The organism is Thalassobacillus hwangdonensis (assembly GCF_042675915.1).
Classification (GTDB): domain Bacteria; phylum Bacillota; class Bacilli; order Bacillales; family Halobacillaceae; genus Thalassobacillus_A; species Thalassobacillus_A hwangdonensis.
In genome coordinates this window covers 40,015-54,769 of the sequence record NZ_JBHTKL010000006.1, presented here as the reverse complement: position 1 = coordinate 54,769, position 14,755 = coordinate 40,015, and the positions used below count along the sequence as shown (strand labels likewise).

Here is a 14,755-nt window from a genome sequence, read left to right as displayed (position 1 = left end):
TCATTCAACCCTCATTGTCGTAGTATCGGTTAACGTCAGTGGGGAAGCCAAGCTGCTGACTAAAGGTGTGATGAATCCGATTTGGTAGGATAGTGTAATGGTAACTTCTGAACCACTGGGCCGGCTTCCACCGGGGGAAAGAGTTACAGTTAATTGATCACTATCAAGCCCTGCTGTTGAAGCTCTTGCTTTGGCGATGATCGTACTGTCGTCATTCTGTACACTTGCTGCCCGCGCTGCTTCACGGCCGGCGTGATCAATCGTAAGATAAGCGTGGAACAACCTTCCGAAATCTACTATGCCAAACAGAATGATGAGTAAGATTGGTAGAATCAATGCCAGCTCAACCAATGACTGACCGCTTCTGCTTTTCATAACAAAACCTCCATCACATACGCACAAACTGTGCCTCCTGCTAGTGCGACACCATAAGGAATGGAGAGGGGAGATTTACCGTCAATGCGCATAGAACCATGTTCAGCCTTCAGTATGTTAGGGAGAACAGAAAGGTGTAGCATGTGTTTCTTTCTCAAAAGCATTGAGAGCGCCATCACTCCTCCGATGATTGCTCCATAGAAGAATGCAGTAAGTACAAAAGATGCACCAGTAAGTGCTCCGATCCCCGCCAGCATCTTCACATCTCCAGCACCCATCCCGCCAAACAGGAAGGGGATGAATAATAAGAAGAACCCCAGAAGAAGGCCAGCCAGACTGAAGACCATTCCATTCAGTCCAGTGAACAACGTATGGAGGAAAATCCCTGCGACCATAGCAGGAAGGGTGATACTGTTGTAGATTTTTCGTTCTCTCACATCTGTGAAAACACAAATGCTGAGGAAGATGAATAGAGTCACGATGACCAGCTGATCCATCACTGACACCTCCTTAGGAATGGAAAGCCCTGCCTTTTTAGTAGAAAGGCAGGGAGATTATATTTTTTAGTTCAGCCACCAAGTTGAGTGATAATTTGAGTGAAGAAACCTTGAATTCTTGTACCTAATGTAGCTAATACACCAATCACTACTACAGCTACTAATCCGATAATCAACCCATACTCCGTCATTGCCTGGCCGTCTTCTTCTTTCCATAAACGATCGAAAACTCTCATCTCTATAATTCCTCCTTGGTTTGGGTTGTTCTGTATTAAGAACTTAAATTGATTATAAAACGAACGCCCAAAGGATGAAAACCTTCATTATCGTTCGTTTAGGGTGAAAATCATTAACTTTCCATTGTTTTCCTCGCGCTTTCAACACCATACGTATTATTTTGTTCTTTATAATAAACGATCAATTCTGTATAATGAACAAAACTGATTGAGAAGGAGCGTAGGTTATGAAAATCACTGTATTGCCTCACTCTATCCAGGAAGCCTCAACATTCTTTACAAGGTGGAGGGGGTGGATGTTCAGAAAGAAGCCAGCAAAAGGCGAGGGTTTGCTGATTACAAAGTGCAACAGCATCCATATGTTTTTCATGGCCTTTCCGATCGATGCACTTTTTTTAGATGAGAACAATCAAGTCGTTGCTTTGAAAGAGAATCTGGCTCCATGGAAGATGGTAGCGCCAGTGAGTGGTGCGGTTGCCACGATGGAACTGCCAGCAGGCACAGTAAAAGCGATGGATATTCTGGTAGGAGATGAAATCCAATACCAATTGAAAAAGGTTGTATCCTGATCGGCACAGGATACAACCTTTTTCTTTATCGCATGACGTTTCCACCTGAGATTTTCATGGATTCTCCAACAATATTCTCAGCAGCATCCGTCAGCAGATAAATGATGCTGTTCGCGACTTCTTCTGGACTTGTAAGTCTGCCTGAAGGGATTGTCCCCTTTGCCCACTCCATTTGTTCCTCAAAACTGCGACCTTGTTTTTCCGCTTTCTTCTTTAATATGTTTTGTGCCATTTCAGTGTCTACGAAGCCGGGGCAGACCGCATTGACTCTAATATTATGTTCGATTGCTTCAATAGCAAGTGACTGGGTGAAGCCAATGACAGCAAATTTAGATGCACTGTAGGCGATATTGCCGTGGGTTCCACGCAGACCTGATAAAGAGGAAACATTGACGATCGCTCCTTTTTCCTGCTGCAGCATCTGTCTGTAAACAAGCTGTGTGAATAGCACCGTCGCGGTATAGTTCAGCTCCATCACTTTTCTTATATCATCTTCCTGAAGTTCTTCCAATGTTGCTCCGAACGCAATCCCTGCGGAGTTGACGAGACCTGTGATCGGGCCGTGAAGCTCACTTGCCTTTTCTACAATCCGCTCTCTGTCCTCCTGATCGATAAGGTCGCCTGCAACATAATTGATGCTTCCTTTACCTTTCAATGAGTCCGTCAGTTCCTGCAGTTTTTCTTCATTACGTCCGGTAATCGTCACCTTCGATCCGGTCTGTATCGCGACTTTGGCTGTTTCCGCACCGATGCCACCGGAAGCTCCGGTAATAAGAATGTGGTGTTCTTCTAAAGCTCTGTCATGAAATAATGGCATGCTTCATCCTCCTTTTTAAAAACTATTCCCAGTTTTCATGAGAGCAAACAGAATGAGATGGCGGGAACGGGCGAAAGTGGCTGATAATCTGGCGAAAACACTCCACAATCTGGCGAAATACGGATTTTACTGGCGAAAGCTCGCCACATTCTGGCGAAAGCCCACCACAATCTGGCGAACAGCACAAAAGGACCCGAAGCAGTGTAAGCTTCGGGTCCTCCACAACTTATTTAATTGAAAACCAGGTATAATCTTTACCCCAGCTGTCCCTTGCCAGCTGTTCCACTTCCTGCACAAGTTCATCCTCTACTGCATAGGCTTCGCCCTGTTCATAAGGGTTGTAATGAAATGCATACAGCCTCGAAGTGAATTCATCAAAAGGAAGAGAGCATTCGCCTTCCCGTTCTCCATGCCCCATCACAGTCGGTTCAATTTCCTGCCCCCAATTTTGAGAACTGTCATTATTCGGATTGTAGAAATAGACTCGGTAATCGCCATCATACGCTGCTATTCGGATGATGGAAATAGCATGGAACCCGAGCAGTTTCCCGTGGACATTGGTGATGAAAATGCCGACAGGGTTCGGGTAAATCAGTTCGTAATCATCATTATAGTCCGGGTGATGGGTGGCGTAGAACAACCGGACAAACCCAGAATAATCGGTGATGCTTCCTGTAATCGGATCGAATACGGTACTGAAACCGTTCGGAACCCAATTTCCATAAAAGGCAGGGTTTACCCAGCGGTGACCGTCTTCACCACGTAAGGTCACACGGGACATCATTTCCCCATAGATGCGATCGAGATGGGGAACGAGCACGATTGAAACTGGATCCAGCTCGGGATGCAGCTCTTCCATCAGTCCACCTTTTAATTCTTTGGAATGAATTGCTGTGCCTTCGAATTGGATATCGATTTCGCCGTCTCTCGCAGCACGTGGAATCAGTTCCAGCAAGTAGCCGGGAGCATGCTGTGCCCAGAGACTGATCCCCCTCGCAGACTGGCAGGTAGGATTGAACCCTTGACCAACGCCAAGCGGCTGACCGAGCACACTCATCACACCTGCCAACAGGATAGAATTCGCAGTCATTCCTTCCCCGTTTTTCACGGATTGAAGCAGTGCCTGCCTGACATCCGGTAGAATATCGAGTTCGATAAGCCGGCGCAGACCTGGGATGACAGGGGATGACGACAGCACACCTCGCTCAAGCATTAACGCAAGGCCATAGATTGCCTGCTTGGTAGCTGGGAAAATCGCCACCTTGATCAACTGCTGGACAAGTTCCAAATGCTCCTCAAGGTTCGCCTTCCCTTTTCCATTCAAGTGCATGGCATCCGCTAATAAAGAAGGATGGCGCTTATTCAAAAAGCGGAGAAGTGCGGCATGGTGTGGGGCAGCGAGGCCAGTTCCCCTAAGTGTATGTGCCATAGCTTCACATTCCTGTTCCAGTTCACTCTTAGACAGGTCTTTCAGTTTTAACCGGTACTGATTGACGTGAGGGTACTCCTGACTGAATTTCGAAGGCCCTTCGATCGCTTCGATATACTTCTCCAAAGAGTACCGTTGGCTAGAGTTGAGATCCGCATCAAGCATCTCCTTCGCTGTCCGGATTATGGAAACGGTTCGGTCAATCATTATCGGGCGCTGCGCGGTCAACCGATCGATTTCGCTGATCAACGTCGTCGTTAACGCACTTGAATCAAGGTATCCAAAAATAAAATGTAAAAGGTTACTCGCCAGTTCCGCATTCTCATGCTTCTCGATCCGAGTGCTTTCCGTGGCTGCAGGGAAGAGCAGATGCAGGTTAAGTGCAAGCACTTCATTCAGAAATTCTTCTGCTTCACTCGGAGGCACCGATTCATGGACATACTTCCCCTTCGCAATTGCGAGCATCCTCAAATCACTCATCACTTCAATGATCGTTGGAAGTCCTTTCGCCTGTAGCGAACCTGCTACAAGTGGCGGCTGAAGTTTATCCGCTTTTTCCCACGGTCCATCCTGGAATACCCCGCAATTGTCAAAGCGATGAGCATGCTCGTAAAGGTGATCGAGCCCATTTGGTTTTTCCAAAAGGCGGTTCGCTTCCTGATAGACATCCTTTTGGTACATCGCTTTTGCATAGGCTGCAGCTTCGTCCAGGCGGTTCAATGCTTCTGTGAATCGCTCAATAATGGTTTCGGTTGATTGGGACATATGCACGCTCCTTTCTATGTCTATTTAACGGAAGAAATCGTAGTTTTCATACATCTTCAGTAAATCACGTATTTCTTCACTGTCTCTTCCATAGAAGAAAATGGTTCCGTAATGATTACCGAAGCCAACGCGCTCAGCAACTTTCCCTTGTGGAGGAGTGAACAGGTCATGCTTTTCAAAATAAGGATGTTCTTCGAGCTCTTCCGGGATTTCGAGTTCTTTCACATAGTCCACGTTCGGGTGGACCATGAAGCAACCGGCATAGCCTTCTACTTCTGTCGATTGAGGAAAGAATGCATCTAGTTCTTCCTGGGGCGTATTTGGATCACTGCATAAGATCTGAGCTTCGTATGCACTGAACCCATAAGCGCGTTCAATCAGATCAAAAATGTGTCCACCAGGTACACGTGAAGCCACTTCACCGAAGTGCAGGGTACCATCGGGCATAATGAAATACTCTGGATGAATCACGCCATATTTGATTTCAAATGCATCAATCAATTGCTCGATCGCTTTATGGATGAGCGGTCGTTTTTCCTCTAGTGAAGGAGAAGCTGGAACAAAGTTGGAATAACCTAATCGAATGTACTCGGTAATGTTCAGAAACTGGATCTTTCCATCATGGATGAATGCTTCACAAGAAAATTCCTGGCCATCCAAATGGCTTTCCATCAATAAAGGAAAATCACGATCTTCCAACTGTTCGATTTCGTCTACAGCCCGAATCGCCAAATGACCGACAGATCCTGCCTTATCCAACGGTTTGACGTGAATCGGATCATAAACATCTTCGTCTGAATTGAAAAGCGCTTCGTTGACTCGTTTGAGAAAATGTTCGACATCCACTTTGTCTCTTGCTTCTTCAAATATGCCAACTTTGATTCCGGCAATCTGTGCTTTACGCTTCATCATCCCTTTATCCCTTAATAGTAGGGAACGATTGAATAGTCGAGGCTCTTCACGGAATCGTGCATTCAACGCCCCTGCCCATTCCACACATTCTTCATATAAAGGAACAGCAAGCTCCACATCCATCTCTTTCAACTGTTGGTACAGATGGTCGGAGCGCTCATTCAACCGATCGAACTCCCATCCGACAAAAGAGATTTCATGCTTCGCTGCGTACGATTCGAATTCAGGTGGACCGACAACGACAAAAGGGCGATTCAGTTTATCGGCAGCTTCAATTGCCTGCAAGCTCCAGCCGATAAGGGCTGTTCGATAGGGAATCGTCTCTTTCGAGGGTTCTACATTCTTTAATTCCAGCTGATCCAGTTCCATGGGATCCACTCCTTTTATGAATTGATACAGATAGTCAATCTACCAGAACCTTACACAATTCTTAAGCAGGATGGTAGGGGTTCGACAAGGGTTATCAAAACTAGTGTTTTTTCGAAAAAATCCCTTATCATTTTCTGTAAGTGGAAGGGGGATGAAGGAGTTTTCTACACAATTTATGTGGGTCTAAATACTCATTTCTTGGAGGGGTTTGTACGTTTCTAATAGACGGTTTTCTGAAATTTTTTAAGATTTTTTCAACATTTGAAAGAGTTGATACGACCGTGAACAAATCATTTTGTGAATTGCTGAACAATTGTGTTGAAGCATAAAAACAGAGAGGAAATAGCGGTAAGTTGCGGTTTTGCAAATATTTTTATCTATGTTAGGTTGGTAAACGTTGTGTTCAGTGGAGCGACAACAAAAGCATTTTATTGTTCATTCGATAGGGACAAGAGAATGCTGCCTCATACATTATCTTCTTTATCTACGTACTTCATCGGCCGATGATCTTCAGATAACCAGAGGTAAACGACACTGTCGTGCTCATTCAAAGTAAAATTACCACTGCAAATCGAAAAAAATTACGGGAGATGAATGAAACAGTTATGGAACTTCAACAAGATCCGACTTTATTATGGTTTATTGGAATTTATGCAATTGTAATGATAGGAATTGGAATTTTCATGTCCAAAAAGGTTGCGGGAAGCGAAGACTTCGTACTCGCAGGTAAAAGCTTAGGACCCTTCGTATTGATGGGGACGTTGCTTGCAACATGGACAGGAAGCGGTAGTATCTCAGGCGGAGAGACGTCAATGGCGTTCTCTTACGGGATTTTGCCATCATTGATGCTCATGGTACCTACACTCGTTGGTATTATAGTCCTTTACGTAGTAGCGCCGAAAATCCGCAAGTTCGGTAAGTTCACGGTTTCCGGAATTCTAGAGGAAAAATACGGACGTACGTCACGTAATATTGCTAGTGTCATCATCATTTTAGCTTATGTTGGAATTGTTTCTTATCAAATGAAAGGGTTCGGATTCATTTTGAACCTAACTACAGGGATGACGGTTGGTACGGGTACATTGATTGGTGCCGGGTTGATCATCTTCCTTGCAATGATTGGTGGATTGCGTTCGGTATCACAGACTGATGCAATCAGTGGATTCCTTATGGTAGGTGGTCTCGTCATCACCGTGCCGACGATTTTCATTGTAGCTGGAGGATGGGATGAAATCGTAGCTAATGTACCACAGTCACATATGTCTGCGACTGGTGGACTTACAACGATCCAGTTACTCGGTTATTTACTGCCATCGTTGTTCTTATTGTTAGGAGATCAGAACATGTATCAGCGTCTGGCATCTTCTAAAGGAGATAAAGCATCAAAACGTGGTCAAATCGGCTGGCTGATTGCAATGATCATCATTTCACCATCGATTTCATTGATCGCTTTCGCATCCCGTTCCTTGTTCCCGAATATCGATCCAGGAATGGCATTGATGGCGACTACAGTAGCAATGCCGGTAGCAATCGGAGGAATCCTTTTAGCTGCAGCAGCATCGTTCATCGTAACTACTGGTAACTCCTATTTGCTTTCAGCAGCAACGAATTTGACGTATGATATATATAGCAATTACATCAACAAAGAAGCATCTGATGAGAAGCAATTGTGGATTACCCGTTTGTTCATCGTTGCATTGGGTGTACTTGCGTATATCATCATCAGCTATTTCCCGACCGTTCTAAGTGTTCAAATGTACGCTTACACGGTATATGGAGCAGGAATCACACCGGCAGTACTGGCAGTATTCTTCTGGAAGAAAGTCAATGCAGCAGGTGGTATATCCTCAATGGCTGCAGGTGTCATTTCCACACTGCTATGGGAAATCGTTCTTGGTAAACCGTTTGAAGTCAACAGTGTTGTCGTAGCGGTACCTGTCGCAATCATTGTCCTTATTGTAGTGACGTTGATGACACAGGGTTCAAGTCGAAAAGATGCAGTGAAAACAACGGTGTAAAGGAGTTTTTGTCATGAACCAACGATTGGATGCTTTATCTGCATGGCTCAAGGAGCAGGATATCGAAGTCGCATTCATCAATTCAAAAGAGAACGTCTTCTATTTGACTAATTTTCATACGGATCCCCATGAACGTTTGATGGGATTATTCGTTTTCAAAGATGCAGAACCACTATTGGTCGTTCCAGGGATGGAAGTCGACCAGGCGAAGGCTGCAGGATGGAGCCATGAAGTGCTTGGATATTCCGACCACGAAAATCCGTGGGAGCTTGTCAAAGCACCAATTCAGAAACGTAACCTCGGTGAAGTAGGGAAGGTTGCTGTGGAGATGGAGGTTCTTTCCTTCGGTCGTGCAATGTCGCTCATCGATGTTTTCCCGGACGCAGGTGCTGTATCTGTCGAGGAAAAATTGAATGAGATGCGTGTTGTAAAAGATGAGAAGGAAATCGAAATCATGAAGCGGGCAGCTGAGATGGCTGACTACGGAGTGCAGGTCGGTGTGGAAGCACTTAAAGACGGCATCACCGAAATGGAAGTACTCGCCAAGATCGAGTACGAACTGAAAAAGAAAGGCATTCGTGAAATGTCCTTCTCTACGATGGTGCTTTTCGGTGAGAAATCCGGTGCTCCTCATGGTAATCCTGGTGAACGCCAGCTGAAGGAAGGCGACTTCGTCCTATTCGACATGGGTGTCGTACTGGAAGGTTACACTTCGGATATTACCCGTACCTTCGCGTACAAATCCGTTTCAGATAAGCAGAAAGAAATCTACAACACCGTGCTTAAAGCACAACTGGCATCGCTTGAGATAAGTAAACCGGGCACACGGATCGGCGACCTTGATCAGGTAGCGAGAGATATTATCACAGATGCCGGTTATGGCGACTTGTTCCCTCACCGCATCGGTCATGGTATGGGAATCAACGTCCATGAATTCCCATCCATGAGCCATCTGAATGACGATGTTCTGAAAGAAGGAATGATCTACACGCTCGAGCCGGGAATTTACGATCCTGAAATCGGTGGTGTCCGTATCGAGGATGATGTGCTCATTACGGAAGATGGTCACATTACTTTGACAAAAACACCAAAAGAACTTCAAATTGTAGGTAAGTGATTGTATTGTAGCTCAAGGCCATTAGGTCTTGAGCTCTTTTTATTTGGCTGTGATGTACGGTAATAAATTCTCGAAACCGACAGAAAATAAGAAAGAGGGGAAAAGAATAGTAGAAAGAAGGAAACAGGATCATGGCCAGAAGAAACAAGATTCTCGTACCCGAAGCACGTGCCGGACTTGACCAGTTGAAAGCACGATTGATGAATTCCCAGGATCCAAATCGGACGAAATATGAGGTTGCAAAAGAGCAAGGTGTATCCCTGCAAGAAGGATACAACGGGGAAATTAAAGCTAAGGATGCAGGCAAAGTCGGTGGCAGCATTGGTGGAAATATGGTGAAGGAACTGGTCAACATGGCTAAAAGGCAAATGGAGGATGAGAATAAGTAAGAAGAAGGGACTGAGCCGGATGTGGCCAGTCCTTTTTTTTGCCCCTAATTTTTCTCGGATGTATGTCTGATAGCGATTACCTCTCAAAAATGCAGGAATGACATCATACCATAAAATTTATTTTGTTGATGAGTTACAGAACCATTAAACTGAAAAATCTGGTATTTCCTATTAAGCAAAGAATAGTCATTCTTATCTATTAATAATTTTACCAAACTGAAATTGTGGTCAACATTAACCGTGTCTATTTGATCATTCATTTAGTTTGAAAGTCACTAATTTGGTCTATTATCATGAAAAATATTTACAATTTTCTGAATTATTGATACTGTTTTTATCAGATTTACTAGATTCTAGTAATCAACGATCATAAGGAGGTCATTTGTACGTGAAGAAGAAGAAAATTGCATCTACAGCATTGGCAGTCATGATGGGATTGAGCACTTTTACATATGGCGCTTTGTCTCCCGCCCAACAAGCAGAAGCAGGAAAGGCATTTGACAGTGTCTCACATTCGCATGCTGGAACACCGATTGACTTAGGCATTGCGAACGACGAAAAGTTGATCGAAATGCTTAAAAAGGAAGGCAAAATCGCTAAAGATGCTAGTGCTGCAGACGCAGAGAAAGCATTGAAGAGCTACCTAAAAGCTAGATCATCCGGCAATTCACACGCACATGAATTAGGAGAACTGCAGGAGGAAGCTAGTAAATCAAAAGCAAAACTGAAAGAACAAATGAATAATAACAGTTTGACTAATGGTAACGGAAACAAGCTAGGACAGGCTAAGAAGAACTCTCCTGATTCTGTGGAAGAAGATACTTATGATGGAGAAATGCGTACGGATAAAGTATTAGTTTTGCTGGTTGATTATCCGGATAAGCCGCATAATTCCATGACAGCTGACGAAACGGATATGTATTACGAGGGTGAAGATGCTTACTCGCGTGAACATTATCAGGATATGCTATTCGGTACAGGTGGTTGGACCGGTCCGGACGGGGAAAACTATGTATCTATGAAACAATTCTATGAACAGCAATCTGGTGGCAGTTATTCTGTAGAAGGGGAAGTTGCAGGCTGGTACACAGCTAGTCAACCGGCTGCTGCCTATGGCGGAAACTATCCAACTGAAGATGGTAGTGATGTTAACGCTCGAGGTCTTGTTAAAGAAGCACTAGAAGCTGCTGCTGCAGATCCATCTGTAAATATTGCAGATTACGATCAATGGGATCGTTATGACCTTGATGGCGATGGAAATTACCTTGAAGCGGACGGATTGGTCGACCACTTGATGGTCATCCACTCTGGTGTAGGTGAAGAAGCAGGTGGAGGTTCACTAGGTTCAGATGCTATCTGGTCTCACCGTTGGAATCTTGGTGGAGTATTTGCCCTTGATGGTACTGAAGCTACCGTTCCATATTGGGGTGGAGCGATGGCAGCTTACGATTATACAATCGAACCGGAAGATGGTGCTGTCGGAGTTATGGCACACGAATTCGGTCATGATCTAGGTCTGCCGGATGAGTATGATACGCAGTACACTGGAGCAGGTGAACCGGTAAGCTACTGGTCCATCATGTCTAGTGGTAGCTGGGCAGGAGACATCCCAGGAACAATGCCAACAGGTTTCAGCCCGTACATGAAAGAAATGTTACAAGCAAGTGCGGTAGTTGATAATGAAGGAACGAAAGGTAACTGGCTGACAGGTTCAGAAATCAACGTAGAAGATGTTGATAGCAATGGTATGGAATTTCTACTTGATGAAGGAGTCACGAAAGGTACAAACAATGATGTGGTTAAAGTTAACCTTCCTCAAAAAGAGACTGTAATTAATGAGCCAGCTAGTGGTGAATATGAGTACTTCTCCGGAAGTGCTGATGACTTGCACAACTATCTGACAACTACGGTTGATTTGACGAATGCTACATCTGGTGAGTTCAATTTCAAAACGTGGTATGATATTGAAAAAGATTGGGATTACGCTTATGTCACTGTAGACGGAGACCCAATTGCAAGTGATATCACTACAAATGAAGACCCTTACGATGTTAATGATGGCAATGGTATCACAGGTTCTTCCAATGGTTGGATCGATGCTTCCTTTGACCTTTCCGCTTATGCAGGACAAGAAGTTGAAGTAGCTATTGAATATGTTACAGATGGAGCTGTCTCTAACCCAGGTCTATATGCAGACGATATTTCGGTAGTCGTTGATGGTGAAGAAGTATTATTCGACGACGCAGAAGGTGATGCTCTTGTTGACCTTGACGGTTTCACTAAGAATGATGGTATCAAGCGTTCTGACCACTACTACCTATTAGAGTGGAGAAGCCATAACGGTGTCGATGAAGGTCTTGCTAACATCCGTCGCGGTGCTAGCCTGATGACATTTGATGATGGTCTAGTTGTATGGTACGTAGACAAGCAGTTTAGTGAAAACTGGACTGGCGCACACCCTGGTGATGGTTTTGTAGGGGTTGTTGATGCTGATCAACATACGAACTACTGGAGCGATGGTTCAGTTGCATCTACGCGTTACCAAGTACATGATGCTGCCTTCAGTCTAGACAAGGACGAAAAGATGTTCCTAGACTATACTGACCTATTGGGAATCACTCTAAAAGATAACCATACGAAACGTCACACGATGTTCGATGACAGTGCAGACTATTCGAACCCAGGTCTAGTCGACGCTGGACGTAACGTCCCTAATTACGGACTTAAGTTCCGTGTAACTGGACAAAGCGACGATGGTACTGTTGGTAAAGTGTTGATATACAAATAAGTAAAAGTCAAAGCCAGCCTCAATCTATTGAGGCTGGCTTTTTTGGTTTGACTGGATTTTGTGTATCTGTGTCTACGCTATAGGCTTACTTTCATCGATGTAGCAAAAGTTTTTGCGTCTACTTTTATTTATAAGCTTATTTTCAAGTCAGAGAGTCAAAAGCCTCTTTTGATTGATAGCCCTTTCCGACTATTAAGCTAGTACATATACTATCTTGAATTCGAGCTTATCGTTGTCCTGAAAGTACCCAAGCTATCTATATTAAAAAAGTATACAAGCCTTCGAATTCAAATTTTATTATGAAAGAAGGAAAATCAATGCCTTATGTAATTGCTTTGGATGATGGTCACGGCATGGAGACCGCAGGAAAGAGAACGCCTTTCATCCGCAGTCTTGGCAGGTCCATCAAGGAAAATGAATTTAACCGTGAAATAGTCCGATTCCTCGATATCGAATTGAAGCGCTGTGGCTTTTTGACCTTACAAGTTGCTCCTTTAGACCGGGATACGCCACTTAAGACAAGAACTGACCTTGCTAATCAGGCGAATGCAGATGCTTATATCGCTATTCATTATAACGCATTTGATGGTAACTTCTCCGCGCCAACTCCTTCTGGTATTGAATTGTATGTTCACCCTGGCCAGAAAAACAGGGCAGCGGGACGTCTTGCAGAAAATATTGCAAAATATCTCCGCCAAGGAACACCTCAGAATTTCCGAGGAATCAAAGAAGCTGATTTCCATGTGCTGAGAGAGACCAAAATGATTGCTGTCCTTACTGAAAACGGGTTCATGGATGACCCTGTTGAAGCTTTGAGAATGATCGATGTCAACTTTCAGAGGGAAGTTGCTGTCGAACATGCGAAGGGAATCTGTGATTACTTCAACGTAAGGTATGTACCAGCAACCATTGATGATGATGGAATTCATCAAGTCCAGATCGGAGCCTTCTCTAAACGTGAAAATGCTGAAACTTTAGCTAAACGTGCACGAAACCGTGGCTTCAGCACGTTTATCCGTTACTCCAATCGTTTGTATAAAGTTCAGATTGGAGCATTCACTGAGCGTGAAAATGCCGAGGCACTTGCCAAGTCAGCAAGAGCTAAAGGGTTTGAAGCTATCATCGTTTAACCAAAAAGTAGACAACCATCCTGACTGCCGAAATGGCAGTCTTTTTTTAAATGAACAACTATTTTGGAAACATTCTTTGTCATTCGTACTTGGCGATATGCTAAGTTTTTTTAATTCTGGGCGGAAGCCCGAACTATTGTATAACCATTTTAAATATGATAAGTTAATACTGTAATTAATTCCGAGTTAACATATAGGAATTATTATGATAAGGGGTGGAGATATGGGTGTAGAATTCGTGGACTTGTTTGATAAGTGGGCAAGTTCTTATGACGACACCGTTGCTGGATCTGATCCAGAATATAAGGAAGTGTTTGAAGGATACGACGAAATGCTGGATAGGGTTGCTGAACATGCGCTATCTCCAGCAATCGAGTTCGGCGTAGGTACAGGTAATCTTTCGAGGAAAATGATTGAACGAAATAAGATTGTCATCGGGGTTGAACCTTCACGGGAAATGAGAAAGATCGCTTCGGTCAAATGTCCGGAAGCAGCAATTTATGAAGGTGACTTCATTGATTTTCCTGATTTTCAACTTCCTGTACAGTCAATAGTCAGTTCATTTGCGTTTCACCATTTGACGTTTGATGAAAAAGAGGAAGCAGTAAAGAAATATCATCAGCTGCTTGCTGAAAATGGTGAAATCGTCTTTCTGGATACACTTTTCCAAAGTGAGACAGCGAAGAAAGAAATTCAGAATGAAGCCAAACAGCAAGGGTTTTTGAATCTGTTCAATGATCTTGAGGAAGAACATTATGAATATTTGCAGGATATGACGCGTATTTTCGAGAACAATGGATTCAATGTCAGCTTTGAACAGCAAAATAAATTCGCCTGGTTAATCCGGGCAGTGAAAAAGGAGAATGCATGATGCCGAAGAAAATGAACGTAGAAAGCTTCAACCTGGATCATACAAAAGTGAAAGCGCCATACGTCCGCCTGGCAGGTGTGACGGAGGGACAGAACGGAGACACGATCTATAAGTATGACCTTCGTTTCAAGCAGCCGAACAAAGAACATATGGAGATGCCATCGTTGCATTCACTGGAGCATTTGATGGCTGAAAACAGCCGTAACCATCATGATCGCATTGTCGATGTTGGTCCGATGGGTTGCCAGACTGGATTTTACATGGCGCTCTTGAATGATGACAGCTATGAAAACGTACTTGATCTACTGGAGAAAACGCTGAAGGATGTACTGGAAGCAGAAGAGGTACCTGCCTGCAACGAAGTGCAGTGCGGATGGGCGGCGAGTCACAGCCTGGAAGGTGCACAGGAGCTTGCTAAAGAAATGCTAGCAAAGCGTGATGAATGGAATGAAGTATTTTAATCAAACACGGAA

The 14,755-nt window shown here is 44.1% G+C and carries 14 protein-coding genes; 8 read left to right on the top strand and 6 right to left on the bottom strand.

Annotation, left to right across the window (positions count from 1 at the left end):
• The 3 genes from ACFQ2J_RS15715 to ACFQ2J_RS15705 form a co-directional block, all read right to left on the bottom strand.
• Positions 1-375: a TadE/TadG family type IV pilus assembly protein gene (locus ACFQ2J_RS15715; RefSeq protein ID WP_386062700.1), complete on the bottom strand. Its 375-nt coding sequence runs from the start codon at positions 373-375 to the stop codon at positions 1-3.
• A complete protein-coding gene (locus ACFQ2J_RS15710; protein ID WP_386062697.1) occupies positions 372-872 on the bottom strand; it encodes an A24 family peptidase in 501 nt (166 codons plus the stop codon). The genes ACFQ2J_RS15715 and ACFQ2J_RS15710 overlap by 4 nt, the downstream gene beginning before the upstream one ends.
• A gap of 71 nt (positions 873-943) precedes the next feature.
• On the bottom strand, positions 944-1,108 hold the full coding sequence (locus ACFQ2J_RS15705) for a Flp family type IVb pilin (protein ID WP_386062694.1): 165 nt from the start codon (positions 1,106-1,108) through the stop codon (positions 944-946).
• Positions 1,109-1,335: 227 nt separating this feature from the next.
• Here ACFQ2J_RS15705 and ACFQ2J_RS15700 point away from each other — a divergent pair, with 227 nt between their 5' ends.
• Positions 1,336-1,677, top strand: coding sequence for a DUF192 domain-containing protein (locus tag ACFQ2J_RS15700; protein WP_386062691.1), 342 nt, complete (start codon positions 1,336-1,338; stop codon positions 1,675-1,677).
• A 25-nt stretch (positions 1,678-1,702) separates the two neighbouring features.
• Here the strand turns inward: ACFQ2J_RS15700 and ACFQ2J_RS15695 are convergent, their stop codons facing one another.
• The 3 genes from ACFQ2J_RS15695 to ACFQ2J_RS15685 form a co-directional block, all read right to left on the bottom strand.
• Positions 1,703-2,494: an SDR family NAD(P)-dependent oxidoreductase gene (locus tag ACFQ2J_RS15695; protein ID WP_386062688.1), complete on the bottom strand. Its 792-nt coding sequence runs from the start codon at positions 2,492-2,494 to the stop codon at positions 1,703-1,705.
• Between the two features lie 226 nt (positions 2,495-2,720).
• The gene (locus ACFQ2J_RS15690; RefSeq protein WP_386062685.1) at positions 2,721-4,688 is read right to left on the bottom strand and encodes a hypothetical protein; all 1,968 of its coding nucleotides are present in this window, start codon (positions 4,686-4,688) and stop codon (positions 2,721-2,723) included.
• A 24-nt stretch (positions 4,689-4,712) separates the two neighbouring features.
• A complete protein-coding gene (locus ACFQ2J_RS15685) occupies positions 4,713-5,969 on the bottom strand; it encodes an ATP-grasp domain-containing protein (protein ID WP_386062682.1) in 1,257 nt (418 codons plus the stop codon).
• A gap of 605 nt (positions 5,970-6,574) precedes the next feature.
• Here ACFQ2J_RS15685 and ACFQ2J_RS15680 point away from each other — a divergent pair.
• The 7 genes from ACFQ2J_RS15680 to ACFQ2J_RS15650 all read left to right on the top strand — a co-directional run bounded on the left by ACFQ2J_RS15680 (position 6,575) and on the right by ACFQ2J_RS15650 (position 14,743).
• Positions 6,575-7,987, top strand: a complete 1,413-nt coding sequence (locus tag ACFQ2J_RS15680; RefSeq protein ID WP_386062679.1) for a sodium:solute symporter family protein — start codon at positions 6,575-6,577, stop codon at positions 7,985-7,987.
• Positions 7,988-8,000: 13 nt separating this feature from the next.
• Positions 8,001-9,104 (top strand): M24 family metallopeptidase, encoded by a 1,104-nt coding sequence (locus ACFQ2J_RS15675; RefSeq protein ID WP_386062677.1) that lies wholly within the window; start codon positions 8,001-8,003, stop codon positions 9,102-9,104.
• Between the two features lie 131 nt (positions 9,105-9,235).
• Positions 9,236-9,493, top strand: coding sequence for a small, acid-soluble spore protein, alpha/beta type (locus tag ACFQ2J_RS15670; RefSeq protein WP_386062674.1), 258 nt, complete (start codon positions 9,236-9,238; stop codon positions 9,491-9,493).
• A 388-nt stretch (positions 9,494-9,881) separates the two neighbouring features.
• A complete protein-coding gene (locus ACFQ2J_RS15665) occupies positions 9,882-12,281 on the top strand; it encodes an immune inhibitor A domain-containing protein (protein WP_449343035.1) in 2,400 nt (799 codons plus the stop codon).
• A gap of 317 nt (positions 12,282-12,598) precedes the next feature.
• Positions 12,599-13,411: an N-acetylmuramoyl-L-alanine amidase gene (locus ACFQ2J_RS15660; protein ID WP_386062671.1), complete on the top strand. Its 813-nt coding sequence runs from the start codon at positions 12,599-12,601 to the stop codon at positions 13,409-13,411.
• A gap of 223 nt (positions 13,412-13,634) precedes the next feature.
• On the top strand, positions 13,635-14,282 hold the full coding sequence (locus ACFQ2J_RS15655) for a class I SAM-dependent DNA methyltransferase (RefSeq protein WP_386062669.1): 648 nt from the start codon (positions 13,635-13,637) through the stop codon (positions 14,280-14,282).
• Positions 14,282-14,743 (top strand): S-ribosylhomocysteine lyase, encoded by a 462-nt coding sequence (locus ACFQ2J_RS15650; RefSeq protein WP_386062666.1) that lies wholly within the window; start codon positions 14,282-14,284, stop codon positions 14,741-14,743. The genes ACFQ2J_RS15655 and ACFQ2J_RS15650 overlap by 1 nt, the downstream gene beginning before the upstream one ends.
• Positions 14,744-14,755: the final 12 nt, after the last annotated feature.

Coding starts and splice junctions, on each gene's coding strand:
- ACFQ2J_RS15655 (WP_386062669.1), top strand. CDS start 13,635: ATGGGTGTAGAATTCGTGGACTTGTTTGATAAGTGGGCAAGTTCTTAT.
- ACFQ2J_RS15675 (WP_386062677.1), top strand. CDS start 8,001: ATGAACCAACGATTGGATGCTTTATCTGCATGGCTCAAGGAGCAGGAT.
- ACFQ2J_RS15685 (WP_386062682.1), bottom strand. CDS start 5,969: ATGGAACTGGATCAGCTGGAATTAAAGAATGTAGAACCCTCGAAAGAG.
- ACFQ2J_RS15660 (WP_386062671.1), top strand. CDS start 12,599: ATGCCTTATGTAATTGCTTTGGATGATGGTCACGGCATGGAGACCGCA.
- ACFQ2J_RS15710 (WP_386062697.1), bottom strand. CDS start 872: ATGGATCAGCTGGTCATCGTGACTCTATTCATCTTCCTCAGCATTTGT.
- ACFQ2J_RS15680 (WP_386062679.1), top strand. CDS start 6,575: ATGGAACTTCAACAAGATCCGACTTTATTATGGTTTATTGGAATTTAT.
- ACFQ2J_RS15715 (WP_386062700.1), bottom strand. CDS start 375: ATGAAAAGCAGAAGCGGTCAGTCATTGGTTGAGCTGGCATTGATTCTA.
- ACFQ2J_RS15690 (WP_386062685.1), bottom strand. CDS start 4,688: ATGTCCCAATCAACCGAAACCATTATTGAGCGATTCACAGAAGCATTG.
- ACFQ2J_RS15650 (WP_386062666.1), top strand. CDS start 14,282: ATGCCGAAGAAAATGAACGTAGAAAGCTTCAACCTGGATCATACAAAA.
- ACFQ2J_RS15700 (WP_386062691.1), top strand. CDS start 1,336: ATGAAAATCACTGTATTGCCTCACTCTATCCAGGAAGCCTCAACATTC.
- ACFQ2J_RS15705 (WP_386062694.1), bottom strand. CDS start 1,108: ATGAGAGTTTTCGATCGTTTATGGAAAGAAGAAGACGGCCAGGCAATG.
- ACFQ2J_RS15670 (WP_386062674.1), top strand. CDS start 9,236: ATGGCCAGAAGAAACAAGATTCTCGTACCCGAAGCACGTGCCGGACTT.
- ACFQ2J_RS15695 (WP_386062688.1), bottom strand. CDS start 2,494: ATGCCATTATTTCATGACAGAGCTTTAGAAGAACACCACATTCTTATT.